Annotated in this window: 24 protein-coding genes; 8 read left to right on the top strand and 16 right to left on the bottom strand. The window is 37.1% G+C overall.

All coding sequences use genetic code 11. The features are described 5' to 3' along the window. Positions 1-117: 117 nt before the first annotated feature. Complete coding sequence (rtcR, locus tag SC428_RS13755; protein WP_318708119.1) at positions 118-1,719, bottom strand: RNA repair transcriptional activator RtcR; 1,602 nt, start codon at positions 1,717-1,719, stop codon at positions 118-120. Positions 1,720-1,981: 262 nt separating this feature from the next. Here rtcR and SC428_RS13750 point away from each other — a divergent pair, with 262 nt between their 5' ends. The 4 genes from SC428_RS13750 (at position 1,982) to SC428_RS13735 (ending at position 5,438) form a co-directional block, all read left to right on the top strand. Further along, a complete protein-coding gene (locus tag SC428_RS13750) occupies positions 1,982-3,208 on the top strand; it encodes an RtcB family protein (protein ID WP_272581118.1) in 1,227 nt (408 codons plus the stop codon). Positions 3,209-3,217: 9 nt separating this feature from the next. Beyond that, positions 3,218-4,018, top strand: a complete 801-nt coding sequence (locus tag SC428_RS13745) for a nucleotidyltransferase domain-containing protein (protein WP_318708116.1) — start codon at positions 3,218-3,220, stop codon at positions 4,016-4,018. Between the two features lie 77 nt (positions 4,019-4,095). Continuing rightward, positions 4,096-4,794: a YafY family protein gene (locus SC428_RS13740; protein ID WP_318708114.1), complete on the top strand. Its 699-nt coding sequence runs from the start codon at positions 4,096-4,098 to the stop codon at positions 4,792-4,794. A 50-nt stretch (positions 4,795-4,844) separates the two neighbouring features. After that, on the top strand, positions 4,845-5,438 hold the full coding sequence (locus tag SC428_RS13735; RefSeq protein ID WP_140178880.1) for a glutathione S-transferase family protein: 594 nt from the start codon (positions 4,845-4,847) through the stop codon (positions 5,436-5,438). 43 nt (positions 5,439-5,481) lie between these two features. On the opposite strand, the gene SC428_RS13730 is transcribed toward SC428_RS13735, so the two are convergent. Continuing rightward, a complete protein-coding gene (locus SC428_RS13730; protein ID WP_070927306.1) occupies positions 5,482-5,904 on the bottom strand; it encodes a DoxX family protein in 423 nt (140 codons plus the stop codon). 493 nt (positions 5,905-6,397) lie between these two features. Here SC428_RS13730 and SC428_RS13725 point away from each other — a divergent pair, with 493 nt between their 5' ends. After that, positions 6,398-7,078 (top strand): AraC family transcriptional regulator ligand-binding domain-containing protein, encoded by a 681-nt coding sequence (locus SC428_RS13725; RefSeq protein WP_254679867.1) that lies wholly within the window; start codon positions 6,398-6,400, stop codon positions 7,076-7,078. Between the two features lie 47 nt (positions 7,079-7,125). After that, entirely contained in the window at positions 7,126-7,452 is a 327-nt protein-coding gene (locus SC428_RS13720; protein ID WP_254679868.1) for a helix-turn-helix domain-containing protein, read from the top strand. Here the strand turns inward: SC428_RS13720 and SC428_RS13715 are convergent. From SC428_RS13715 to SC428_RS13690, 6 genes are all read right to left on the bottom strand, one after another. Continuing rightward, positions 7,440-8,228 (bottom strand): MoaF C-terminal domain-containing protein, encoded by a 789-nt coding sequence (locus tag SC428_RS13715; RefSeq protein WP_070927263.1) that lies wholly within the window; start codon positions 8,226-8,228, stop codon positions 7,440-7,442. The genes SC428_RS13720 and SC428_RS13715 overlap by 13 nt on opposite strands. A 20-nt stretch (positions 8,229-8,248) precedes the next feature. Then, entirely contained in the window at positions 8,249-9,301 is a 1,053-nt protein-coding gene (locus tag SC428_RS13710) for a RidA family protein (protein ID WP_140187240.1), read from the bottom strand. Positions 9,302-9,370: 69 nt separating this feature from the next. Then, complete coding sequence (locus SC428_RS13705) at positions 9,371-10,510, bottom strand: class II histone deacetylase (protein ID WP_070927265.1); 1,140 nt, start codon at positions 10,508-10,510, stop codon at positions 9,371-9,373. A gap of 57 nt (positions 10,511-10,567) precedes the next feature. Then, positions 10,568-12,232, bottom strand: a complete 1,665-nt coding sequence (locus SC428_RS13700; RefSeq protein ID WP_318708105.1) for an amidohydrolase — start codon at positions 12,230-12,232, stop codon at positions 10,568-10,570. Between the two features lie 10 nt (positions 12,233-12,242). Continuing rightward, positions 12,243-14,015 (bottom strand): SDR family NAD(P)-dependent oxidoreductase, encoded by a 1,773-nt coding sequence (locus tag SC428_RS13695; RefSeq protein WP_070927268.1) that lies wholly within the window; start codon positions 14,013-14,015, stop codon positions 12,243-12,245. Between the two features lie 12 nt (positions 14,016-14,027). Continuing rightward, entirely contained in the window at positions 14,028-15,233 is a 1,206-nt protein-coding gene (locus SC428_RS13690) for an MFS transporter (RefSeq protein ID WP_318708103.1), read from the bottom strand. 509 nt (positions 15,234-15,742) lie between these two features. Here SC428_RS13690 and chiP point away from each other — a divergent pair. Continuing rightward, positions 15,743-17,119, top strand: a complete 1,377-nt coding sequence (gene chiP, locus SC428_RS13685; protein WP_410003661.1) for a chitoporin ChiP — start codon at positions 15,743-15,745, stop codon at positions 17,117-17,119. Between the two features lie 77 nt (positions 17,120-17,196). Here chiP and SC428_RS13680 read toward each other — a convergent pair whose 3' ends face one another. Genes SC428_RS13680 through SC428_RS13665 form a run of 4 tightly spaced genes read right to left on the bottom strand, consistent with a single transcriptional unit; the run spans position 17,197 to position 21,754 of the window. Next, positions 17,197-17,766, bottom strand: coding sequence for a molecular chaperone TorD family protein (locus SC428_RS13680; RefSeq protein ID WP_070927274.1), 570 nt, complete (start codon positions 17,764-17,766; stop codon positions 17,197-17,199). A 36-nt stretch (positions 17,767-17,802) separates the two neighbouring features. Next, complete coding sequence (locus SC428_RS13675; RefSeq protein ID WP_318708098.1) at positions 17,803-18,702, bottom strand: dimethyl sulfoxide reductase anchor subunit family protein; 900 nt, start codon at positions 18,700-18,702, stop codon at positions 17,803-17,805. Beyond that, a complete protein-coding gene (locus SC428_RS13670) occupies positions 18,699-19,340 on the bottom strand; it encodes a DMSO/selenate family reductase complex B subunit (RefSeq protein WP_070927278.1) in 642 nt (213 codons plus the stop codon). The genes SC428_RS13675 and SC428_RS13670 overlap by 4 nt, the downstream gene beginning before the upstream one ends. Then, on the bottom strand, positions 19,337-21,754 hold the full coding sequence (locus tag SC428_RS13665; RefSeq protein ID WP_318708096.1) for a DMSO/selenate family reductase complex A subunit: 2,418 nt from the start codon (positions 21,752-21,754) through the stop codon (positions 19,337-19,339). The genes SC428_RS13670 and SC428_RS13665 overlap by 4 nt, the downstream gene beginning before the upstream one ends. A gap of 114 nt (positions 21,755-21,868) precedes the next feature. Here SC428_RS13665 and SC428_RS13660 point away from each other — a divergent pair, with 114 nt between their 5' ends. Beyond that, the gene (locus SC428_RS13660; RefSeq protein WP_140178863.1) at positions 21,869-22,642 is read left to right on the top strand and encodes an AraC family transcriptional regulator; all 774 of its coding nucleotides are present in this window, start codon (positions 21,869-21,871) and stop codon (positions 22,640-22,642) included. A gap of 139 nt (positions 22,643-22,781) precedes the next feature. Here the strand turns inward: SC428_RS13660 and SC428_RS13655 are convergent, their stop codons facing one another. Genes SC428_RS13655 through SC428_RS13640 form a run of 4 tightly spaced genes read right to left on the bottom strand, consistent with a single transcriptional unit; the run spans position 22,782 to position 25,348 of the window. Next, positions 22,782-23,885 carry an adhesin gene (locus SC428_RS13655; RefSeq protein ID WP_283126263.1) on the bottom strand — a complete coding sequence of 368 codons (1,104 nt, stop codon included), beginning with the start codon at positions 23,883-23,885 and terminating at the stop codon, positions 22,782-22,784. 14 nt (positions 23,886-23,899) lie between these two features. Next, the gene (locus SC428_RS13650) at positions 23,900-24,421 is read right to left on the bottom strand and encodes a fimbrial protein (protein ID WP_140178859.1); all 522 of its coding nucleotides are present in this window, start codon (positions 24,419-24,421) and stop codon (positions 23,900-23,902) included. Continuing rightward, a complete protein-coding gene (locus SC428_RS13645) occupies positions 24,421-24,945 on the bottom strand; it encodes a fimbrial protein (protein ID WP_318708093.1) in 525 nt (174 codons plus the stop codon). The genes SC428_RS13650 and SC428_RS13645 overlap by 1 nt, the downstream gene beginning before the upstream one ends. Further along, positions 24,938-25,348, bottom strand: coding sequence for a fimbrial protein (locus SC428_RS13640; RefSeq protein WP_318708091.1), 411 nt, complete (start codon positions 25,346-25,348; stop codon positions 24,938-24,940). Before SC428_RS13640 ends, SC428_RS13645 begins: the two co-directional genes overlap by 8 nt. Positions 25,349-25,353 lie beyond the last annotated feature (5 nt).

Genomic DNA, 25,353 nt, shown 5'->3' with positions numbered 1-25,353 from the left:
GTTTTTATTATATTTAATGATTTCAATCTATTCCAAATAATTCAAATTTACCAGCATCACTTTTTGCAAGATTTTTTCAAAAAATCATAACTACATATCAAACCGTATAAGCCACTATTATTTTTCCAATAACTCATTGTTTTTGAGCCTTTCCCACTCTAACCCAAAGCGCGCCAAATATTTACGTAATCGATCAGCATCATTAGGCTGTTTTTTCTGCTGACGAGAAACCGCAAACAGAGTTCGCCCAGCCTCTGAAAGGCTCGCTGAATGTCGGCAAACCTCAAGAACGGTTGCCAACTGTTGCTGCTCAAATAGATCAATTTCACCAATTTCTGCTGGTAGAGACTGAGTCATTGTCCTTTTACTGAGCCATTGTGATTGCAAACGTATGATCTCCTCATCAACGATCGCTTTTGTGATCCGCCCATGTTCAGCAAACGTTGCCATACGACTAATTGATGTCCCTAATTCACGGAAGTTTCCACGCCACAATGCATTTTTCGAACAGGCAAATCGAACATATACCTGACGAGCCTCACTATCGAAACGAATTTGACTCTGCATCTCTTGACTAAATTTTGCTAATTCATAATCAATATTCGGCTCAATATCTTCACGTCTTTCAGCCAAACTCGGCAAAGTAAAGGTCCACATATTAATCCGTGCATACAGATCTTCTCGAAATCTACCTTCTTCAACCCATTGTGCAAGGTTACGATGAGTCCCTGTGATCAATTGAAAATCACTTTTTACTTCTTCATCCGAGCCGTAAGGGAAAAAGCTTTTTTCTTCAATCGCTTTAAGCAGCATCGCTTGTTCGTCCAAACCAAGCTCTGCAATTTCATCTAAAAACAAAATACCGCCATCGGCCTCTTTCAATAAGCCATGGCGTGAATTAATGGCTCCTGTGAAAGCCCCTTTAATGTGTCCAAACAGAGTCGACATCGCATTATCGCCACGTAAAGTGGCACAGTTAACTTCAACAAACCGACCTTTAACTTGATGACGGCTTTCACGTAATTGATAAATTCGGCGAGCTAAAAAAGACTTACCGGCTCCAGTTGGACCATTTAACAAAATAGGCGCTTTTGAGCGTAATGCGACACGCTCCATCTGCTCAATCATGACATTAAACTTGGCATTACGCGTTGCAATACCTGACTTAAGAAAGGAAATCTGGGCTTGCTGTTCTTTTTGAAAGCGACTGGTGATGTGAGTATAACGACTAAGGTCAAGATCTATCACTGTATAAATACCAGCAGGATCCTTTTCCCTCCCTGTTTGAGAAGGTGATGTTTGCAATAACTTAGCAGGTAAATAATGCGCTTCAGTTAATAAAAACCAGCAAATCTGCACCACATGGGTTCCAGTGGTAATATGCACCAAATATTCTTCATTTTCGGTATCAAAACAATAATTACTCGAAAAATCGAGCAATGAGGTATACACCTCTTCAAAATCCCAAGGGTCAGCAATATTCACTTCTCTCAACACCACCTCAGTATTTGGTGATGCTTGCTCAATATCCTCTTTGACACGATGGGCCATGCTATAATCATTTATCTGATGAATTAACTCAAAACGATGAATATCTAAATCAGGTTGCTGACATAAACCAACAGTGGGACGCCATTTTGTCCAGCGATTGGCCTTTTTACCTCGCCTGTCTAGGACAGTACCTAATACACCAATGACCACTTTACGTTTATTGCCCATAAATACCTTATATAAATTTATAAGTTTATATATAAAAAGATAAAAAATAACATAAGACATTTACTTGAAAAATAACACCCTAAAAACAAAAAAATAAATTATTCATTTAATATCATATGGATGAAATTATTTTCAGCGAATTTTTCATAATTGGCACGCTTATAGCAATACTTATTTCACCCACTATCAGATATGACTAAACCGAGAATGCAGTCAGTAAAGATAGCGTGGCAACTAAAAATTAAAAACTAAGGAATAAATAATGATAAGCAGTAGCTTTAACGAATTCATTTTAGAAAATAGCGCCCCAGTAAAAATGTGGACTAATGGCGTTCCAGTTGATCCAAAAGCAGTATCGCAACTCCAAAATACAGCCAAAATGCCATTTATTTTTAAACACCTTGCGGTGATGCCAGATGTCCATGTTGGAAAAGGCTCAACGATTGGTAGCGTGATCCCAACTAAGGGAGCCATTATTCCTGCGGCCGTTGGTGTCGATATAGGATGTGGAATGATTGCCGTACGAACGTCATTAACTGCATCTGATCTGCCAGACAGCCTACAAAGCATTCGTTTTGCCATTGAAGCTGCGGTGCCGCATGGGCGTACAACTCATCGACATGGACGCGATAAAGGAGCATGGCATCGAGCGCCTGAGATAGTTGATCAACATTGGGCTGCTCTAGATGAACAGTTTAAACGTATCTGTGATAAGTACCCAAAACTACGTGGAACCAATCATTACAACCATTTAGGAACATTGGGGACCGGTAACCATTTCATTGAACTTTGTTTAGATGAACAAGATAGAGTATGGGTGATGCTACATAGCGGATCACGTGGTGTCGGTAATGCGATAGGTAACCTGTTTATTTCATTAGCTCAACAGGATATGCAGCAACATATCGCTAACTTACCTGATCGCGATTTGGCCTACTTTGAGGAAGGTAGCCGACACTTCAATGACTACATGGAAGCCGTTGGTTGGGCACAAGATTTTGCTCGTCATAACCGTGAAGTGATGATGCACCGAGTACTTGAAGCGCTATCTAAACAGATTGCGAAACCTTTTACCACGCAACAAGAAGCGGTTAATTGCCATCATAACTATGTGCAGAAAGAACAACATTTTGGTGAAGAAATTTTGGTGACACGTAAAGGTGCGGTATCGGCGAAAAAAGGACAAATGGGGATCATTCCAGGCTCAATGGGAGCCAAAAGTTTCATCGTTCGTGGTCTAGGAAATGAAGAAAGCTTCTGCTCATGTAGCCATGGTGCAGGCCGTGTGATGAGTCGTACTGAAGCCAAAAAACGTTATTCCGTATCCGATCAGAAAATAGCCACCGCCCATGTTGAGTGCCGAAAAGATAGTGATGTGATTGATGAAATTCCAATGGCCTATAAAGATATTGATGCCGTAATGGCCGCGCAATCATCATTGGTAGAAATTGTACATACACTACGCCAAGTGGTGTGTGTAAAAGGATAGGAGAACAGCATGGAAAGTCAATGCGTGATGGTATCATCACAGATGCAAAAACGGATCCGAGAGGCTTTAGTAAAAATAGAAATAGAACATCAAGTAAAAGTACTTTTTGCTTGTGAATCAGGAAGTCGTGGATGGGGATTTTCCTCACGTGATAGTGATTATGATGTGCGATTTATCTACGTTCATTCATTGGATTGGTATTTAACCCTCGATAGCAAACGTGATGTTATTGAAAAACCCATTGATAACGAATTAGATATAGCAGGTTGGGAGCTATCTAAGGCATTGAGGTTAATGCGTAATTCTAACCCTGCATTAATTGAATGGCTACATTCCCCCATTGTTTACAGAAAAGATGAACTATTCTTTGAACAATTGGAGCAATTAGCATCAAAATTCTATTCATCATTGAAAGCGCGCTATCACTATCTATCTATAGCAAAGCGTAACTTACATACTGACTTTAAAAATGAGCAAGTAAAGCTTAAAAAGTATTTTTATATATTGAGAGCGATATTAGCGTTACGATGGATCGAACAATCAAACGATATGCCACCTATGGCATTTTCGCAACTAGTTGCAGCAACAGTAACCGATCATACAGTGTTAGCAGAAATCGACGAGCTATTAGTAATCAAACAAAATGCTAATGAAAGCCAATATGGTTCCCGCCGACCTGCAATTGATCGGTTAATAAGTGAAACGATTGCAAGCGCTGAAACACTTAATCTACCTGAGCCCTATTGCCGTGATAGCCGCTTATTAGATGAGTTTTTGAAAAGTACAATCTTAATAAATAAAATTGCATAATAAAGTGTGGTACGGTCGAACACCTTACCACACTTTAAATGATGACTTTTACCCCCTATGGCCTGAAATAGATAAAAATGACTCGCACCCAACGTTTGCTGACCTTATTACAAATTTTAAAAGAGAGCCGTTATCCAATAACAGCGGATACGCTTGCATCAAAATTACAGATAAGTGTCAGATCCATTTATCGTGATATTGACTCATTGCGTTGTCAGGGTGCAGAAATTGTGGGGGAAGCTGGAATTGGCTACCAATTAAAATCGGGGTTATTACTGCCTCCATTAATGTTCGATGATAATGAATTAGAAGCCCTGATCCTTGGCTTACGCTGGGTTGAAAACAATGCCGATGAAGAACTTAAATTAGCTGCAATGCGCGCCGTAAATAAAATTAATTCTGTGGTCAAACAGGGCGCTCAAACTGTTATTCACCAAACAACATTATTTGCACCAAGTACCCAAACTACATCTATTGATAATGTGATAGCCAAAGATCTACGTCGTAGTTTACGTAAAGAAACCAAGGCTAAAATTGAATATCAAGATGAACAAGGTAAACACAGCAATAGAATCATTTGGCCTATTGCTATTGGCTATATGAGAGAGACTCAGGTACTTGCAGCATGGTGTGAATTACGCCAAAGCTATCGCCATTTTCGATTAGATCGGATCCAATCCTATTCAGCCCTTGATGACAAATTACCGTACCCAAAACATTATTTATTTGAACAGTGGCGAAAAGACGTTTTATGCATGACTACTGACAAAATCTGACAACAGCTTTCCTTATGATTACACCTCAACTTAATCATAAGGAAAAGATCATGAGCTCACTAACTCTGTACACCAATTCAATGTCGCGCGGTAATACGGTTGATCTACTATTTAAGCTACTCAACGTACCGTACCAGCGTATTGAACTCGATTATGGTGAGGAAATGCACACTAAAGAATATCTTGCAATTAATCCAATGGGAAAAGTGCCTGCATTAGTCGATGGCGATAAAATTATTACCGAAACTGCCGCTATCTGTGTCTATTTAGCCGATAAATTTATTGAGAAAGGTTTAGCTCCCGCATTAGGAGCACCTGAACGCGCTGATTATTACCGTTGGTTCTTTTTCACTGCGGGTCCAATTGAAGCTGCATTTACTGCTCATGCTATGGGCTTAGAATTAGATGCCGAACAACAAAAAATGTCAGGTTTTGGTTCATTAGATCGAGTAATGGATTGTTTAGAGACTGGGATCGCCAACGCTGCTCCTTATATTTGTGGAAAACAGCTCACTGCGGTTGATGCATATATCGGCTCATTTTTACTGTTCTTAGAAAAAATTAATTTCCTTAAACCTACTGCCGTAATGCACAATTACTTACAGGCTCTCAAATCACACAAAGCCTTTATCGAAAGAATGTGATCATGATCAGTTACGGCCATCAAACTCGATGGCCTTACAATATTTAACGCCACTTTGGGTTTTTGATAATAGAGAACCGCCCCGCTCCCATCAATGCCAAAGCAATAGAGCCAACAAAAAAGTAAACGATACTTTCTATTGCCCACGCACCTGTTTTTTCAAGTACAAAAGTTTTATCTAAACCGACCATCAACCATGCAACCACCATAGTGAAAGCAACCAAAAGTGCCGATGGTCGTGTTAAAATACCCAGAATAATCAAAATAGGCGCGACCACTTCACCTAAGATGGTCCCATACGCAATAAATTCAGGTAAACCGTAAGCAGCTAACATGGCTTTAACACCGCTAGCTCCCGTTAATAATTTACTCATGCCATGGAACAACATGAGCCCACCAATAGTAATGCGCAATAATAACTTTCCAGCATCGTCATGCGCCAACAACCGATTAAAGAAACCTAACACCATATACCCCCTAACTAAAATATTTCTTGTTATTTATTATGGATAGCAGCGAAAAAAATGAGGATCATATTTATTCGTAATTGTTATACCAGTATCATTTTTATCTGCAACTGTGACTAATACTTTAGTGGTATAACGCAAAGTTTCTTACAGTGATTTGAATATAAGGCAATAAAGACAAACATAATCAATCTATTTACGACCACCTTAAAAAGACCATCACTTATGGCGATAAAAAATAATGAATTCTAAATCTATTATCCCTTTTGTATATAAATACCATCAGTATTTTATGTATGAGAGTAAACATTAATTAACCATATCTATTAATTAATATAAAAAGGGATGCGATTGATTTAATTTATCTATATAAAGTGATAACCATACAAAATCGTTGCTATTTAGTTAGTAACATGTAAATTTATTATCTAAAAATGATGAATTGGTGTATTTAATTCATAAAAATAGTATCTCCTTAATACGAGACATCAATATGAAAAAAGAAAATAGTATTCATCACTCTAGTCATTCATACATACACCAACTCAAATTATCTGAGATAATAAGTTATTTGCAATCAATAGATGTCCCTTTCTCATATAGATCGAAAGTTTTATATAATAAATTTAAGCTATTAAAGCTAACTGAGGTCGCCCCAATACAGGTATATAACGAATTTTTACGATTAATCGCCTATGAAACCAAAGACTTACAATGGTGCGCTAAAGCTGGACTTTCCTCTTGTAATCATAACTACTCTCCTATTGGAGAGATTTTTATGTCTGCAAAGACATTATATGATGCCTTAATTGAATTGAATAAATATACCGATTTATTTCAAGGTAAAACTAACACAAATATTATCATAGAAAATCATAAAGCTTTTGTTAACTATGAAGTCAGTATACTTAAGCCTGATTTTTATAGATTTGATATTGAGTATAGTCTGTTTCGTTTAGTGAGCCAATTACGTGAGCGATTAGGGGAAAACTGGGTACCTGATTCATTCCATTTTCAATATGCACTCACTAAAAAAGACAAAGAAAATTTAAAGAAAATAATTCCTACTCATTATGAAGACAATGCTAAATTCAATGCGATTTCATTCAGTGAACATTGGCTTCATGATAATTTTAACCAAAAAGAGTATGATGAAACCTTTATTTTTTCTTAAAAAACCATTTGGACAGACTCAAACACTCAACAAGTATGCCTGCATCAATGAGTACACGAGTTCAAGACATTGTTCATCAATATATTTTATCTGAGAAAGATATTTCACTCTCTTGGATAGCCTCTAAATTATATATCTCACCGAGAACGCTTCAGAGAAAACTGGCAAAAGAGAACATCAATTTTTCAGATATTCTCGATAAAATTCGTTGTGATATTTCAATTAACAAACTCGTTGAAGAAAACATCAGAATTGATAGCCTAGCTGAATTGCTAGGCTATACCGACAGTGCCGCATTTTCAAAAGCCTTCAAACGCTGGACTGGCTCACCACCGCTTCAATACATTAAAAAAAATGGTCATCACAAAGCATAAAGGTTATGTTCATCTAACCTTTTGTTAATTTTTTTCATGTACGCTCCAATAGGAATACTAAACCATTGTTGATCCGTGTAACCAATAGCAAACCCTGTATTCCGCATTGATTCCATATCCAGTATCAAGATAATCGCCACATCCACTGCTCGTTCCCTGAAACCTAATAAATAGACATTATCTCTAATTTTTAAATAACTTGCTTGGTCACAATCACAATCACCATGACGCACACCACCATAGATATGGTAAGCATACCACTGACTATTAATATAGATATGTTCTACTGCGGTCGTATCACTATATTCATTTAAAATATGTAATCCTATCAAATCACGAGTTTCTGTTGGTAACAGCGTATTTGAATGGTTACCAATAATCCTACCAATATGGTAGTTTTGTTCAAAACGAGGTGATGTTTTTTTGCTCGGTTGATATTGAGAAACAAATAAAACAACATTGTTATTATTCAAATCTAAGATCAGAACTGTGTGAGCAAAATCCACATTACCTTTTGATAACTCAATCAAAAAAACACCTTGTGCAGCTTCAGTTAAATCACTGATTTGCCTATTTTTGTTATCAAAATAATCACTAAGAAATATACTATTCGTCTTGATCCTATCATTTTCATCAATACAAAAATAAAAACTCTCATTATTTAAAAAAAGATTGAATTCAATATTTATAATCTCATTACTTCTTTTCAACCTATTTTTCTTTAACTCATTAGTAAAAGTATCAAATGATATATCATGAATTAGTTGCTCAGTCATATTATCACCTATTATATGAATTAAAATGAATGAATATTTATTTCTAAAAAAGACTTATTATTCATTAGCTTTCTAACTGGAAGTGTCTCTATGATATAATTATCTATATTAGCATTGTTTAATTTCATCATCAGTTCATCATGTATAATATCAATATAGACCTCGCTGCTATTTTTACTCTTAACATATTTTGTTGTAATTCTAATACTTGGTGATACGTTATTCTTTAATAAGTTATCAAGATGATTTTTGGCATGATTAAAGCTATCATACAAGTCTAAATTAAGTTGAAAACATGCATAACTAATAGGCTCATCTGAAGTGGAGTTTTTGTTCTTAACAAAACCATCTATTTCAATTAAAAAATCATCAGTAGCCATACCATCACAATACGTGACATTAATATTACAGTTAATCGCAAGTGTATTATCTGTATATTTAGCAATTTCTTGCTTTATCAATTCGACTGCGGTTTGGTAAGCAATATCGCTACGTAAATAAACATTCAATAAAAATATATCATCCATCAGATAATCAAGCTCGATAATTGAATGATTGATTTTTTGAAATACAACTTCAATTTGTTCTTCTAAAGTACTGCTCACATAATAAGAATTAATAGCATCATCTACAACTTCCAAGGCTTCCGTACCGGTAATATATAGAAGTTTTTCATATATTAAAGAACGACTTACATCCATTTTCATAGTGTTAAAAGGTAAACATAAAACATCTGTTTTTTTACATGGAAAAATAAATTCGATCGCGACCAATGCATTATCAGACAATAGCTTAGGAAGCTTAATAATAGTACCTACAGGTTTTTTCTCTCCATATCCTTTAGATATTTTTCGACTAACTTCATGAAATTGATTAATTGCATAAATAGGATCAACTTCGCCACTTTTAATTGCAATAGTATGTTTCAACATATCAGCATAGCTGATACCCATTTTATTTAAAATGTCATTAACCTCTATAATAATACTATTTAATTGTGAGTCAAAATTTCCTGTATAACAAGATGAATGCCATCCGACAATAATACAGTCATTTGTTTTTAATATATTCATGGTTAAACACCTTATTAATAGATGGGAGTAATACTAGAACGATTTTTTTAGTATCGAGAATTTAATTGTTTATAAACCTAATTTGATAGCCTGATAATTAATAAGGTTTTCTTGTAAATCTTTTAATGCTTCTGGAATACGTTGCTGTTGAATAAATGAAATAAAAGGATCAATAACATGCGTTTTTATTCCACTTAATCCTTCCAATGCAGCCAACGCACAAAAAGGAACATAGTGCTCTGAATAGCCACCTTCATGAACAACCACGACTTTCCCGTGACAAATATCCTCTGCTATAGCCACAATGCTTTCCATCATTTCTCTAAAACTTTGGCTATGAAGTTGCATATGGCCTAAAGGATCAAAAGTGCTTGCATCATATCCACTACCAACAATAATGATATCAGGTTTATAAGTGGTTAGAGCAGGAAGCACTATTGTTCTTAGTGCATATAAATATTCATCGTGCCCACATCCAGGTAATAAAGGAATATTAATATTAAAACCTAATCCTTCCCGACTACCTTGTTCTTCAACTCCCCCCGAATTAATTGGGAAACAATTATCTTGATGCATTGATATTGTGAGAACTTTATTATCATCATAAAAAATGGCTTGAGTACCATTTCCATGGTGAACATCCCAATCTAATATGGCAACTTTGTTTGCCCCTAAACATTCCAAGGCATATTTAGCCGCAATGCTGCTATTTGCGAGATACGTGGCTCCCATCGCTTTATCAGGTAAAGCATGATGTCCCGCAGGAACACAAACAGCATAAGCTCTATTTAATGAACCTTGCATAACATGATGAACCGCAGCTTTTGCTTGTCCAGCTGATAATAATGCAATTTGATAACTTCCAGGACCGAAAGCAGCTTGTAAGCCTAGTTCTCCTCCCTCATTTTTACTCAACTCAATAAAATTATTTAAATACTCTTCTGTGTGCACTCGAGCTGCGTCATTATAAGTAATTGGTACGCCACTACTGGTAAATAAATGATCTTTCATACCACTAATATCAATTAATGATTTAAATCGACGCACACAACTTGCAGAACTAGCACCAAATTCATTAGTTGCAAAAGGTTGCAGCCAATTCATTTGATTGTGTCCTAAAGGCGAAGATTTATGGCTACGGCCCCATAAACAATATTCATGATAAAAAAAGCCCGTTTTAATTGCTGGATTTTTAATCGTACAAAGCATAATCCCTCCTCTAGAAAAATAGTGAAATTCAAGACTTTTTAACGGTATAAAAGCGGCTTACCGCTCGTAAACCACTTTTCCATTACAAATAGTTGTCACTACTTTTGTTTTTCCTATTTGATCGGGAGGGATGGTAAATATGTCGTGGCTCAGTATTTGTATATCGGCAAATTTGCCAATTTCGATAGAGCCAAGCTCATCTTCTAAATGTTCTTGAATAGCGCCGTTTATCGTATACATACGAATAGCATCTTCAATATTGCAAGCTAATTCAGCTTGATAAACTTTATTGTTTTTTGCTCTGCGCGTAACTGTAAATTCAAGCCCTTCTAACCAATTAAATGGGAAACAACAGGCATCTGATCCCGCCGCCACAGTAACTCCTTCATTAATATATGACTGCCAATCAAATAACTTAGCATTGTATTCATCAGGAATGAGCTGTTTAATACCGTCGATAATGCAATAACCAGCAACAGGTTGACAGGAAAGCAAAATATTATTTTTCGCCATTATTTTTGCATTATTTATAGTTAAATCATCACCATGAATAATAAAATGGCGCAGATCTTTATTAGGCATTATTTTTTCTGCGTAGCAGAAAGCATCGATCGCTGCATCAATCGTTTTCCCTCCAATTGCATGGATCCCAACCTGCCAGCCTAAGCAATGCAATTCAATTATTGTTTTTTTGAGCTCTGCTATTTGTTGTTCAATATTATTACCTGCAAATGTTAATTCACCATGATAGCCATTACAGGCAGTTCTAATACAGGGTGAACTATCGCCAAACAATTTGATGGTATCAATTTTTAACCATGATTTATCAAGGCCAACAGGAAACTCAAATTCTTCAATGCCAGCTATAATATGCTCAAAACTATGGATCCCATCTTTAGCCGCAAAAAGATCGACGCTGACTCGAGCCAATAATTTATTTTCATCATGGAGTTCCTTATATAATTGAATAATTCGACTACTCCATGCGCCATGAAATAAATGCTCACCACCAGGTCCTAAAATATCGGTATAGCTAGTGATCCCATTTTGTAATAAATGGCTTTGAACCAATAAAATATACTTTTTAAGCTCTTCATCGGATAACTGGGGGAGATGTTTACCAACAAGATTCATTGCTCCCCATTCAAAAATAATTCCATTCAAATCACCTTGATCGTCTAAACCTACTCGCCCTACTTCCCTTGGCAAATTGGTCAGATTCATTTCAAGCTTATCAATAACACTCTGATTTACAATTAAATTATGCAAGCTAAAATCACTAAAACTTGCCATTTTTTCTGGTATTCGATCAGTTAAATATGATTTACTAAGACTAAAGCTTTGGTTATTTTCATCACTGAGCTCAAATTGGCATCCAATGCCGTATATCCAATCCCTATTTTTTTCGGTGCATAAATGAGCATCTAGCTGATTATCAAAATCACATTTTGTTTTACTTTCAAATAGATTTAAAAAGTCTCCTGAAATCAACATACCTGTATGCGTAGCATGGATATGCGCATCATGAACTGCGGGTAAAACTAGTTTATTATCTGCATCAATAACACGAGTTTGATGGCCTATTTTTCGTTTAATTGCCTCATTACTACCGACAGCTACAATCCTGCCTTTTAGAATAGCGATAGCTTCTGCAAATGAAAAATCTTTATCCACCGTAGCAACTTTTGCATTAATAATTACTAAATCAACTCCCTGACTCATTATCATCACCTTAGGTTGGAATATAATTCAATGGATAATTCAACGAGTTAAGCGAAATAATATGAGCGCCAGCAGGTATGTTGATCATCTTATTGACGTCAGAAAGATTTCCCCAACCTTTCCCTGTGGTGGTTTTATTATCAAGGTCATAAACAAATACAAAAGATAGGTCGATAAGTAGCTCTCGCCAAGTCACCACATAAGTTGAATCATCAAATTTATAGTAACTAACTTGATCGCAGCCCCCATCCCCCTTTCTTATTCCGTTAATCACGTTATAACAATACCAGTGTGAATTAATATAAATATGCTCATAAACGGTAGGTATTGAAGTCGAGTAACAATATAACGATCGGCTCCCGATTAAATCTTTTGTAATATGAGGATATTGGCTGTGTTCAACTTGATGATTCCCCGTTAATACAATCGCTGGCGTAAAATACTGTTGATAATTCGAGGCTAATTTTAGTGGTATAGGGGCATTTTGGTCAGGCGTACTCGCTGGTTGATAACGTGTCAACACAAACAGTGCCTTATTGGTTTTAAAATCTATCGCTATTGATGCAGTGATCTCTGTATTTTCAGTAAATAAAAGATCGACAAAAAACAAGTTATCACGAACTTCAATCAACTCATAATTAGCGATAGAAGGAATTGAAACCTCAGGGTGATGATACCCTTCTATCGTGCAAGTCTCCTGTTCAAAGAACATTTCGATAATCGAATCTTCAGTTTTAAATTCAATACCTGTCAGCTCCAATTTCTGGCTTTGAGGTAATCGATTATGTGCAAGTTCTCCGTAACTAATTTCATAGGCAAGCTTAGCCGTTTCAGGAAAGACTTCATTGACCATTTCTTCTGACAGTTGCCAAAGTTTTTTCCCAAATTCCGTATCTAAAACCCATGGAATGACCCCTGTTCCTTGGCGAGTATCGCCATTAACTTGAGAGTAATTACAATGCTCTAAGAAAATCCCGCCTTTATTAGCAAATTCAGGATGGCAAAGTGCCATGATTTGGGTTGCTACCCCCGCCTGCAATGATTTCACAGGGACTTTGTCAGTGTCTTGTTTCTCCGCCAATTCATTAAAATCATCATGTTGTAAATGCAAATGAAGATTGGTATCCAGCACAATACCAGGAGCTACAGCAAATGCGCGGACATTATAGTCTTTCCAGCGCCGATCAAATTCAAACGCAAATAACACATTCGCTGATTTAGACTGACCATAAGCTGTCCAGCGGCTATATTCACGATGATTGAAATTAGGATCGACTAAATCAACATTGCTTAGGCGGTGCGCCCCCGATGTCATCATTACAATTCGCGCGCCTTTTAATAAACAAGCAGTCAGCCGATTAATTAGAACAAAATGCCCTAAATGATTAACACCAAATTGTTGTTCAAATCCATCGACTGTATATTTAAAATCCGTCGCCATAATTCCGGCATTACCAAGTACACCATCTAACTTAGTACTTTCTAATTGCAACTCCTTAGTAAAACGACGGATATCTGCCAGTGAAGCTAAATCAAGTAATCGAATTTCAAATAAACTTGAGTCAAATTGTGAAATTAATTCTTCATAAAGTGTTTGTTTCTTTTCTTCTGTTCGTACAGTCAGTATAACGCAGCCATCATGACTTAGTATTGCTTTAGCAGATTCCTTTCCTAAACCAATGTTAGCTCCCGTAATTAAATATTTTTTGTCTTTAAGTGAGATACCATTTAATACTTCTTGCCATGTCGTATGAACATGATAATTATTTAAATTTTCTTTCATTAGTATTAGGCCTTATTTATTTTTACTTGATTTAAATATAATTTTCATAATGATGGCCATAGAGATTATCAGCATTATAAGATTGAATAGAAACATTGAAGAAAAGCTAACTCTTTCGATAAACATACCACTAAGCATTGGTCCTAATGCTATTCCTAAGCCTAATGATAATGAAACAAGGTTCATCGTATTTCCATCAACTTCATACTCTGCTGCAATACTCATTGTAAAAGGTAAAATCAATGTCCAGATATATTTAAATGCATAACAACTAACAATAACCAGTAAAACATTAATATTCATGTACATTGCCAAAACAGAAGCAATTAAGAATATAAAGCAAGTTACAATAACAAAATTCACTTTTTTACTGAACAAAATAGATGTCCCTGCACCTAATATCCCAACCATACTGGATGAACCTAGGACATTATAAACAACGGATAGCTCTACATTTAATGATGTTAAATACCCACCAATAAATGTCCATACACCAGCAACTACAAGGTTAAATAGAAAAATACCTGCGAGGCATAAGTACATATCTTTTCTTATTGCATAAGAACGAGGTTCAATTCCTTGCTGTGATTGTGATTTTTCCTTGAAGATATTTTCTTCTTTCATACGCCAAATTGAATCAATACCTTTTGTTAATGGTAATACACAAACTAGCAGTATCGATACAAAAAGATAAACAGAAAATATGCCATATTCACCAAGAAATAAGGGAAGTATAAACAGCCCCAAGCTACCTAAAATAATCTGGCTAAACAAAGAGATACTAAATGCTCGGTACGAATTTGGTAACAATGCCATACTTGAATTGGTAATAATAAAAATTGTAGAGCCTGATATTGCGGCTAAAATCCTTACTGCTATATATAAATTAAAATGATCTTTAATTAGAAAACCAGAAATTATATTCAATATTGCTGTCAAGAAAATCATCGCAACAAATATATGATACCAATTAATCTTAGTTTTTAACCAGAAGAAAGCCAATATATTCGCTGTCATACCTGTTAATATTTCAATCATATAAATAAAGCCTACCTTTTCAGGCGAAAATCCAAGTTCTTTATCCATCTGTATAGATATTAAAGGCGCCCATAAAAACATCATAGGTATAAATACACCACCAATTATAGGTGCTAAATATATTTTCCATGTTACTAACGGTAATCTGTGTGACTTTATAGATCCGACTGACTCGCTCATATAAAACCCTTGGTTAATTTTTATTTTCATTAATATATATATGAATTTTTTCTTTATTTAATAGCTGAAGATGACATTTTTTTGTCCTTATGCGACACATTGGAAAACATTGACAGTCAATCACATAAAAAAAAGAACATATTATTTTATTATCTTAGCTCTATTAATTGTTTCTCATTGACATTTATAAATAACAAAAAAAATTAAATTCATTTAAAAAACAAAGAATAGAAATAATATTTAAGCATAAAGTCTATACATAATCATCTAAACAGAACAAAAATCCACCTTATCTTATTAAAGCAAGTATAATGACTAACTTTTAATACATTTATCAACTAACCGCATTTATCATACTAAAATAGACATTTTCAGATTGCTTAATTTCTGACAAAAAATATAACTATTATGGGAATAATATTTTATTAAGTTATTGCCCACCTCCTATATATATAAAATAAAAATTAATTAACTCAAGAGATATTGAGGAATAAAGAATGGCTAATTCAATGAGCAAGCATACTAAAAAGCTATTAGCATTAGAGATATTTTCGATATTAACTGCATCCTGCTATATTCCAAAAATCAATGCAGAACCTTTTTTTGAAGATTCAACATTAAAAGGTGGTATTTATTATTTGCAAAGAGATCGCTCAAGAAAAGACACTACAACCAATAAATACTCAGATAACTTAAAGCATTCTTCAGCGAATGTTGCCTTAGATTTTTCATCTGGATATATTCAAGATTTTATTGGTTTCGATTTCACAGGTTTTTACGCGTTTGAGCTTTCTAATGCTGGCCCTGCGGCTCCAAATGAAATTGGTCTTAGCGATGCAAAAACGGTTTGGGATGAAAAATGGAAAGGTGACCGTAGTGGATTTACATTCACCAAAGCAGCAACCAAATTAAAAGCCGGACCATTTTGGGCTAATGTAGGTTATATACAACCCGCAGGGCAAACATTGCTAGCACCTAACTGGAGTTTTTTGCCTGGCACATATCGAGGAGCTGAATTAGGTGCTGAGTTTGATGCTGACTCAAATGGTAAATTTAACATTTCCTACATGTGGACAGATGAGTATAAAGCACCATGGTATACCACAATGTATGATTTCCGTATGGCTGATGGCTCAACCCCAATTGATTACCTGCATTCATTAGGCGTTAAATATGACGCTAAAAATAAATTGGTATTAGAAGCCGCAGTGGGCGAAGCGCCAGATTATATGGAACAGTACTTTGGTAAATTGTCTTATGCCTTCCCTCTCGCTGAACGAGATCTCAGACTGTCCTATCAGTTTTATGGTGCAAATGACAAAGACAATAGCGGCGGGGTCAACGATGTATATGATGGCTTTGCATGGTTACAAGCCTTTACTCTCGGTTATACTTATGACTCATTTGATTTTCGTCTAGAAGGAACCATGATCCATTCACCAGGTCGGATGGGCTACTTTTTACAACGTTTAACTAATCATTATGGCTCTTCTAATGGTCGGTTAGATATTTGGTGGGATGGCCGCTCAGACTTTAACGCCGATGGTGAAAAAGCCTTATTTGCTGGTGTAACGTACGATTTAACCAATTGGGATCTTGCTGGTTGGAAAGTCGGAACATCATATATTCATGGTTGGGATGCAAAACCGAATACAAATATTACCTCTGGTGTAGATCCAAATAAACGTCTCACTGAAAGTGCATGGAATTTTGATATTATGTATACCATCCAATCAGGAAAAGCGAAAGACACAACATTTAAGCTGCACTATACACGCTATGATAACCATTCCAATATTCCAAGTTGGGGTGGTGGTTATAATAATGTCTTCCAAGATGAAAAAGATATTAAATTTTCTGTGATAGCTCCGTTTACTATTTTTTAACTTAAAATTATTTAGTCCATAAATGAAATTAAAACGGGAGCGATGGAATTTCTCCCGTTTACTTATTCATCATAGAACTATCGGCGACATTGATTAACAGTAACTAATGTTAACTCTGTCAGAGCTGTATAAAATGGGCTATCAACAACACGATTAAATTGTGTTGCAAATAACGGTAACCAAGTCCCTAAATGTGCATCAAGTAACTCAATTAATGCCTTTTCTCGTATTTCTGAAGCAAGAACGGCAGCTTGAAATAACATTAATCCTATGTGATCTGAGGGTTCAGGATAATTAGTCTGTAATTTTAATCTTTCTCGTTTTAAAAACTCACTTAGTGCAACTGTTGATGATCCATGCAGCACGCCTTCAGGATCTAAATACACCGACCCCCAAGGAGGAGCCGGTAAACTATCAGGACCAATAAATAACTCTACCCACTGAGTATTTAATTGTTCAAAATTGATTTCTAGTGCACTTTTAATTTGTTGACTCAATGAGTTACCTATTTTACAAGGCCACTGCTCTGCAAAATTTTCCGTCTTAAAAAAATTCAGTGCACTATGACTTGTTTCATCACTTGGTGCAAATAAATAGCAAGTCCCTAGTAGGTTAAAAGCCGCAGCATAATGCGAAAAATGGATCATAAGAAACGTCTAAACCTTTTAAAGCCACTATTAATGTTAAATATGAATATAATAAAAACAGTAACGCAGCATAAACTCCCCTACAATCGCGCCACAGCATCCCAATACTAAAAATTTCTGGCGACTCACAGTAGCTACATTACCTAGATGAGTTTTAGTTCGAAGGAACACGCTATATCCAAGCACAAATACTGCAACTATTGCTATCCCCCAACCGACTAACCGCAATGAAGCGATATATTGATAAGCCTCAATGGAGGAAATCGGAAACGTAATTGATTCATTATTATACGAAGTATCGGCCAGATAACGTTCATAATAAGGTTGATATAACAGTCTAATAAATAAACTGGCACTAATAACGGCACACAGACCCCAACCCCATTGGTAAGGCAAATGTTTAACGACATTCTCTTGCTTATACTTTAGCAACAAATTAACTAATAAATAATATCCAGCCGCCCCCAGTGTGAATGTAGCGCCATAAAACATTAGATAAGTATTATCACTCATCCATACTAGCATTGATGTATAACGATAAATCGATGCCATCGCATAAACATCACATAGCCCAGCGACAGCTGCTAAACTCAATAATGGATAAGATAACTCTTTCTTAAACCATGCCCATAAAAATGCCAATCCTAAAAAGGTAAAGTAAGTCGCAGTCAATACCACTTCCCGACTGAGCCAAGACGAGAAAATATTCAACAACGAGTTTGGTGCATTAAGTGGCACACCTAAATGAGTAATTGAAGAAATCAATCCTATTCCAGCAAAAACACAACCAACAAAAAGGTAACCAAGTAAAAATGAACGACTAATCCCCCGCTCGAATAAACCCGCTAATTTTTTAGCGGAGAGAACTAACATTAAAGTTAGACCAATAGAGGTTTGCATCAAAAACGTAAACAGTAATAATGGCCATTCATTCATTTTTTCTCTCCTTGAGATGTCATAGTATGACGCCCTGCACCTTGATGTGGGTGGATAACCAAATTTGGATGAGTAATCGATGAATCAGGTAACCCTTTTACATCGGCTAGTGAGCCATAGCGTTTTCTTAATTCGTCGATAGGACCAAATTGAATAGCACCTAAAGGGCAGGTTGCCACACAAACAGGAGATTCACCTTTTAGTTGTAAATCAATGCAAAAATCGCATTTAGACATTTGCTGAGTTTCTGGGTTCATCTGTGGTGCACCATAAGGACATGACCACGCACAAGTGCCACAACCAACACATTTGTCTGTATTAACTAGCACAATGCCATCACCTTCGCGTTTATGCATTGCCGTTGTTGGGCAGTTTTTAACACACATTGGGTCTTTACAATGGTTACATGAAATCGATAAGGTGTAAGCGAAGACATTATTTATCAGCCCACCCTTCCCGTTTTCAATAAACTCCCCCCCAGTGACTTCATAGACACGACGAAACTTGCGACCGACCTCAAGATTGTTTTTATCTTTACAAGAAACCTGACAGGCTTTGCAGCCAGAGCAACGTGCCGAGTCAATATAAAATCCTAACTGTCGATCACTAACCGCTGGCCGAATTTCAAACTTACTCATACTTTGCTTACCTCCACCAGTAAGGTTTGATGCGCATTACCATGTGCCATTGCGGTGCTGCGCGCAGAGGTTAATACGTTGGCACATCCACCTTGGTCCACACCTTTCTCATCAGGCATCCACCATGCTCCCGCTTGTAAAGCGACAACTCCAGGCATGATCCTCTGCGTGATCTTAACGGGAACCATCGTCGTGCCACGGTCATTACTCACAGTAACTCGCTCACCATCAGCAATACCGCGTTGCTTAGCATCAATTGGGTTTATCCACAGCTCTTGTCGCTGAACTTCCTGTAGCCATGGATTTGCAAACTGGGTAGAGTTAGCACGATTTCGCCCTTTCCAAGTGATCAATTGCAAAGGGTAGCGAAGCGTTAAGCTATCTTCAGGGCCTTCAATCGCTGGGACGTAATGTGATAAAGCAGGTATATCTCGATTGTTGCGGTCATATAACCGTTTAGAGAAAATTTCAATTTTCCCTGATGGCGTTTCAAATGGATGTGCTTCGATATCTTGAATATTTTTTTCGAAAGCAACATGACCTGTATGTGGCTTATGTTTTAATAAATGACGACGTTTAACTAACAGCTCATCAAATGTTGGGATACCATCTTCAGGGCGTTTTACATGCGCATCGTTCACTAAATATTCTATCCACTGTTTTTCGGTGCGCCCTTCACTAAATTGTTCACCAACCCCTAATTTATCAGCAACATCACACAACCAATCGTAGTCACTACGTCGCTCAAACTCAGGCTCGATCACTTTTTCGGATAAAATAATGTAATCACCCGGTCCCCAAGTTCCACCAATATTCCAACGCTCTAAAAAACTGGTTTCAGGTAATAACAAATCAGCGTACTTAGCACTTGGCGTAAGATAAAGATCGCTACAAACAATAAATTCGACTTTATTTTCATCTTCCAGCACTTGTGCTGCATGCAAAATATCAGGGTTCTGATTAGTCATATAATTTCCCGCAAGCGAGAAAATCATTTTAATTTCAGTATCCAATTTTTCTGCATTTTTTAAACCATTATCAGGTGTAACAAGTGCTGCATTTTCACAAGCTTGCACCCAATTCGTGATATTAATTTTCGCTTTCACTTGATTTTCAAATAAGCTAGGCCCTGCAATCGTTTTTCGTAAATCAGGTGTTACCGCCATTCCATATCCAGCGGCCCAACCACCACGAACACCAACATTACCTGTTATCGTCGCAAGTAAAGTTGCACCTCGCGCAGAACGCTCACCACAAATATGACGCTGAGGCCCCCAACCTTGCATTAAGGCTGCTGGTTTGGTCGATGCATATTCTCTCGCTAACTGTTTGATAGTTTCTGCGGGGACTTTGGTTATCGGCTCTGCCCATTCAGGTGTCTTAGCAATACCATCTTTTTTACCCATTAAGTAAGCAACTAATGATTCGTTTTCAGCAACACCTTCTGGCATCTGATGTTCATCAAATCCAAGGGTATACTTATCAATAAACGCTTGGTCATGTAAATTTTCGCTGATAATCACATACATCATTGCATCCATCAGCGCATTATCTGTCGTAGGTAAAATGGGGATCCATTGATCTGCCAAAGATGAAGCCGTATCTGAATAACGTGGATCAACGACAATAAATTTAGTGCCGTTTTTCTTCATTTTTTGAAAATAATGGTTGGTATGACCAAAAATAGTCTCGTTTGGATTATGTCCCCATAAAATAACTAGCGGGGTATCTTCTAATGTATCGAGGGTACTACCACTGGCTGAGGTGCCATAAGTATAGGGTGTCACCGCCATCGTATTGCCATTGCTGACTGAATGGTAGTTTTCCAGAAATCCCCCCGTTAAATTAAACAAACGGCGTAGCATGTTAGCGCCTGAAAAAATACCTCCGGTTACCCCTGTACTTAGGCTCACAAAACGCGAAGCTGGGCCATATTGATCAGTGATACGTTGCCATTCACTCGCAATTAAACTGGTGGCCTCTTGCCAACTTATTCGTTCAAAGCGGCCTTCACCTCGTTTGCCAACCCGTTTCATTGGATATTTTAAGCGGTTTGGGTGATAGACAAATTTGCGATAGCTTCGCCCACGAACGCAAGCTCGCATAATAGGCATCTCTTCATCAAGATCCGCATCAGGCCGTGTACTAATACGTGTAACAACGCCTTCTTTAACATGCGCTCTGATATCACACTTACCACCACAGTCAAAACTACTGCAAGTCGAAACGACCCGTTCATTATCCTGAGTTGAGATGTTTTTTGTTGGAATAACTGACGGGTCTGTAGGAAGAGAGGCGACTGACTTAGATGCTAAGAAAGGAACAGCCATTAGTGCAGAGCTGCCTTGGATAAACCGGCGACGACTTAACGGGCCAATCAGTTGCTCATCCGACTGATTGTGCTTACTTTCCATAATAACTCTACCTCAAAGATACATTAGGTTGCCATGTCATAGTAAACATTTATTGAGTTGCCAACTTTCGAAAAATAGACAATGATATTTGAATCTCAGCCAATAAGGGTGACTATGCGAAATATCCCACTTAAAAGCGTCGATGACGTAAAGCGCGATGTGTTAGCGATCGGCACTGACTACCTCCCAAATGTCCTGCTCAATTCACACGTTCATCGACGTGCTCAATTTTTATACGGCGCGACAGGTCTCATTGAGGTGAGTACCGCTGATGGTGAGTGGGTTATCCCACCAGATAGTGGTGTTTGGATCCCTGAAAATACTGCACATGAAACACGTATGTTGAATGTAAGTACACGCAGCCTATATATCGAGCCTACCGCTGCCCCACGGCAAAATCAGAAATGCGAGGTATTGCGAGTATCTCCATTATTACGTCAGCTATTACTCGAATCTGTTGATATGCCTATAGAATATGATCTTAATGGGCGAGATGGTGTGTTGATCCAGCTGACGTTACATGAAATCGCCCGTGCTGCCCCCCTACCTTTTTATGCACCGATCCCCCGAGATGCAAACTTAGCTAAACTATGCCGAGAGTTCCTAAAATCACCGAAAATCACATCATTACCCCATGAATGGGCTGAAAAATTACATAAAAGTGAACGCTCTTTTAGTCGTTTTTTTGGGGCTCAAACTGGCTTGTCATTTTCAGATTGGCGCCAACAGGCTTGTTTACTTAGTGCTATCACGCATATTTCAGCTGGGAAATCGATCACTGAAGTCGCTTTTGACTTGGGATATAACAGCGTCGGATCGTTTTCAACCATGTTTAAAAAGTGGTTAGGGCAAACACCATCCAGTTTTATCCAACGTATCGCTCAATAGAAAAATCGGTTGAACCGTAAGCCAAACACCTTGTAAGGAACAGGACAAAAAGCGTCGACCTATCTAGGTATCATTCAAGGTGACGAGTCGATAACGGATGTTTACGGTCAACCAAAGTTGTTACATTTTTTGAAACTGGCTACTCATAAGTAGCGATCAACCATGCAGAGCCATGATAATTTCCAGCGATTGCATTTTCTCCTTTTATATGGCTGGCAATACTGATTATATTTTGTTCATTAAATTCAACCTGTAAAGATTGCCCTGTTTGCCCTGAAGCCTCATCTGTCAAGGTTAACTGGCTGTAAATAACATCACTATCATTCTCATCACTGACTAGAGGTAAGCGTTTCTGCGGATCGCTATCTTTTGCATAATCCAAACGTAAACGAACTTTTGTTCCAGAGGTAAATCGACAAGTGTAAATCACTTTTTCAGTCACTAAGCTGTCATAATTTATACTATTGAGCCCACCATGACTGAGACTCACCGTCTCTGTTTGCCCTGTACTAGCCATAGTTGAACATCTAGAACGAATATGTATTTGCGATGATGCCAAACGTAATGGTGTTGTTGTTTCATTTATTGGCCAATCATCATAAGGAGGAGCCTCACCTTTAGCGGTGAAAGCACGCACATAACCGGCTAAATCCATGGCGCCAATAACCAACTGACTATCAATAATTTTTTCATTTATATAAAATGTGATGCCTAAGGGAAAATAAGTGGTAAATGCTGATGTTGAAAAAATTTCCTGCCCAAAGCCATTGGAACAAAGACCTGCATCACCTTTAACCCAATCCGTAAATTTTGTATCAATTGTCATCAGCAAATTACTGTGGATTTGGTAAGCCGCTTTTCCTTCAATCGTTATCCCTGACTTGGGTGGATAGATAAAAAGCCGATGGAAAGCATTTTGAGCAGGAATAGGTTTACTGGTATTTCCCCACACTCTCCCATGGCATTTTACCACCCCCGACACTTCCACTTCCGGCCCCGTATGACCAACATTGATAATATTGCCGATGCGATAATATTTGTCCCCATTAGATCCGATAACGGGTGTTTCTACTAATTGACTATCTCTCTCTAATCTAATGGTGTAACCAGTAGAAGGATCTTGAATTTGCCCTGCATAATCTGCAATGGCAATTGGAGATATCAACATTGATAGCAATAGCAATACCCTATTCCAACCTTTGTCAGCAACACCATTATCATGATGAAATTTTAAATCAAACATAGTTGAACTCCTTATTATTCATAAGTCATCAAAATCGTCATGGATGATGTGAACTGGCCATCTGATAATTGCTCTGCCGGTATAGTTCCTACTAACTGTGCTTGTAAATCAGCTCGGTATTCAGTTGCCGTAATTTGTACAGGATGAATGGCTTGAACAGAATTAACATCAAACGGACGTACAACTCCTTGAGTAATTTCCTTGAAATGGATCCCTAATCCCTCGATTGTTGTTGCTAGCAATAATTGCCCATTATGCATTAATGTATTACTTCCATTCGTATTCAACGTAATAGCAAGTTTTTTATTGAAATCACATCCCGAAATATAAATAGGAAATTCTCTATCAACGGTATTTCCATCAAGATTATCTGAATTAACAGTGCCAAAATCGATCACAAGTGGGGAACTATTATTTTCACTGCGAATATCACAAACAGGCGTTATCATCGTTGCATTTACCTCAACCAAAATATCAGATACAGCAGATGAGGCGAATAAAAGTAATATTGTGGTGATGATTGAATATCGTTTCATTATTGATACTCCACTGCAAATGTCGCCGTTCCTTTAAAATCGCCCACTTTAATATCACCTGTTGCAGGTTTACGAACAAAGACGCCAAAATTAAGTTGCTGTCGATTTTCGGCCACTGAAACAACACCAACATCTATCGGAGAATTCCAAACAATAAGTTTTTCATTTTTATCAACTTCAATAATGCCTAATAACGCACCACTGGTACCTTGTGTACGTAAATAATCGTTTCCTTCAATATTAATAAGTTGGCTACTCTGCCAAGTCATACGAATGGTTTTATTTAAATCGGCATCACTGCATTTTTCTATCTCAATAAAAAAAGGCATCACATCACTAGCCCCAAACTGATTAATATACTGCCAACGTAAATTATCTAACTTTATTTGTTTATTGACTGAGTCTGCTGAGATTTGGCAATGAGTGCGAATAAGTTCCCCTTTAAATTGCACATCTAATTGATTACTGGCCAATGTATTAGGAGGATTTAAAAATAGTACTGATAAAAAAAGTGCCTTATTCATAGCTAACCTCCAACCTTAATAGATGCTGCTCTTCACCAAGAATAGGAAGTATTATTTTATTATTGCCATTACGTAAGCTGATCGGAAAATGTTGTATGACTTGCTCTTTCTTAACATCATAAAATGCTAATATTGCAGGGGTATTCGCCGTATTACTGAGAAGATCCTTGGTACGAAAAACAGTACCAGCACCACATCCTGTCAGAAATACGGCTTTGTTAGTTATTAAATTACAAGGAGCATTAAAAATAGCAGCATTAACACGTATCCATCCTTGTAGCGACTGCTCATATTTAAATGCTTCACTGGGTGTATTTGGCACAGTGCTCTTCGCGTGCGCTAAATAGCTTGTTATTCCACCGATAACCAATAGCAATAACAAACCTGCTTTTTTCTTGCTCATTACCT

The sequence above is a fragment of the Providencia sp. 2023EL-00965 genome, from assembly GCF_033550225.1.
Classification (GTDB): Bacteria; Pseudomonadota; Gammaproteobacteria; order Enterobacterales; family Enterobacteriaceae; genus Providencia; species Providencia manganoxydans.
The sequence above is the reverse complement of the archived record's forward strand: the minus strand, read 5'-3'. Positions and strand labels throughout refer to the sequence as shown.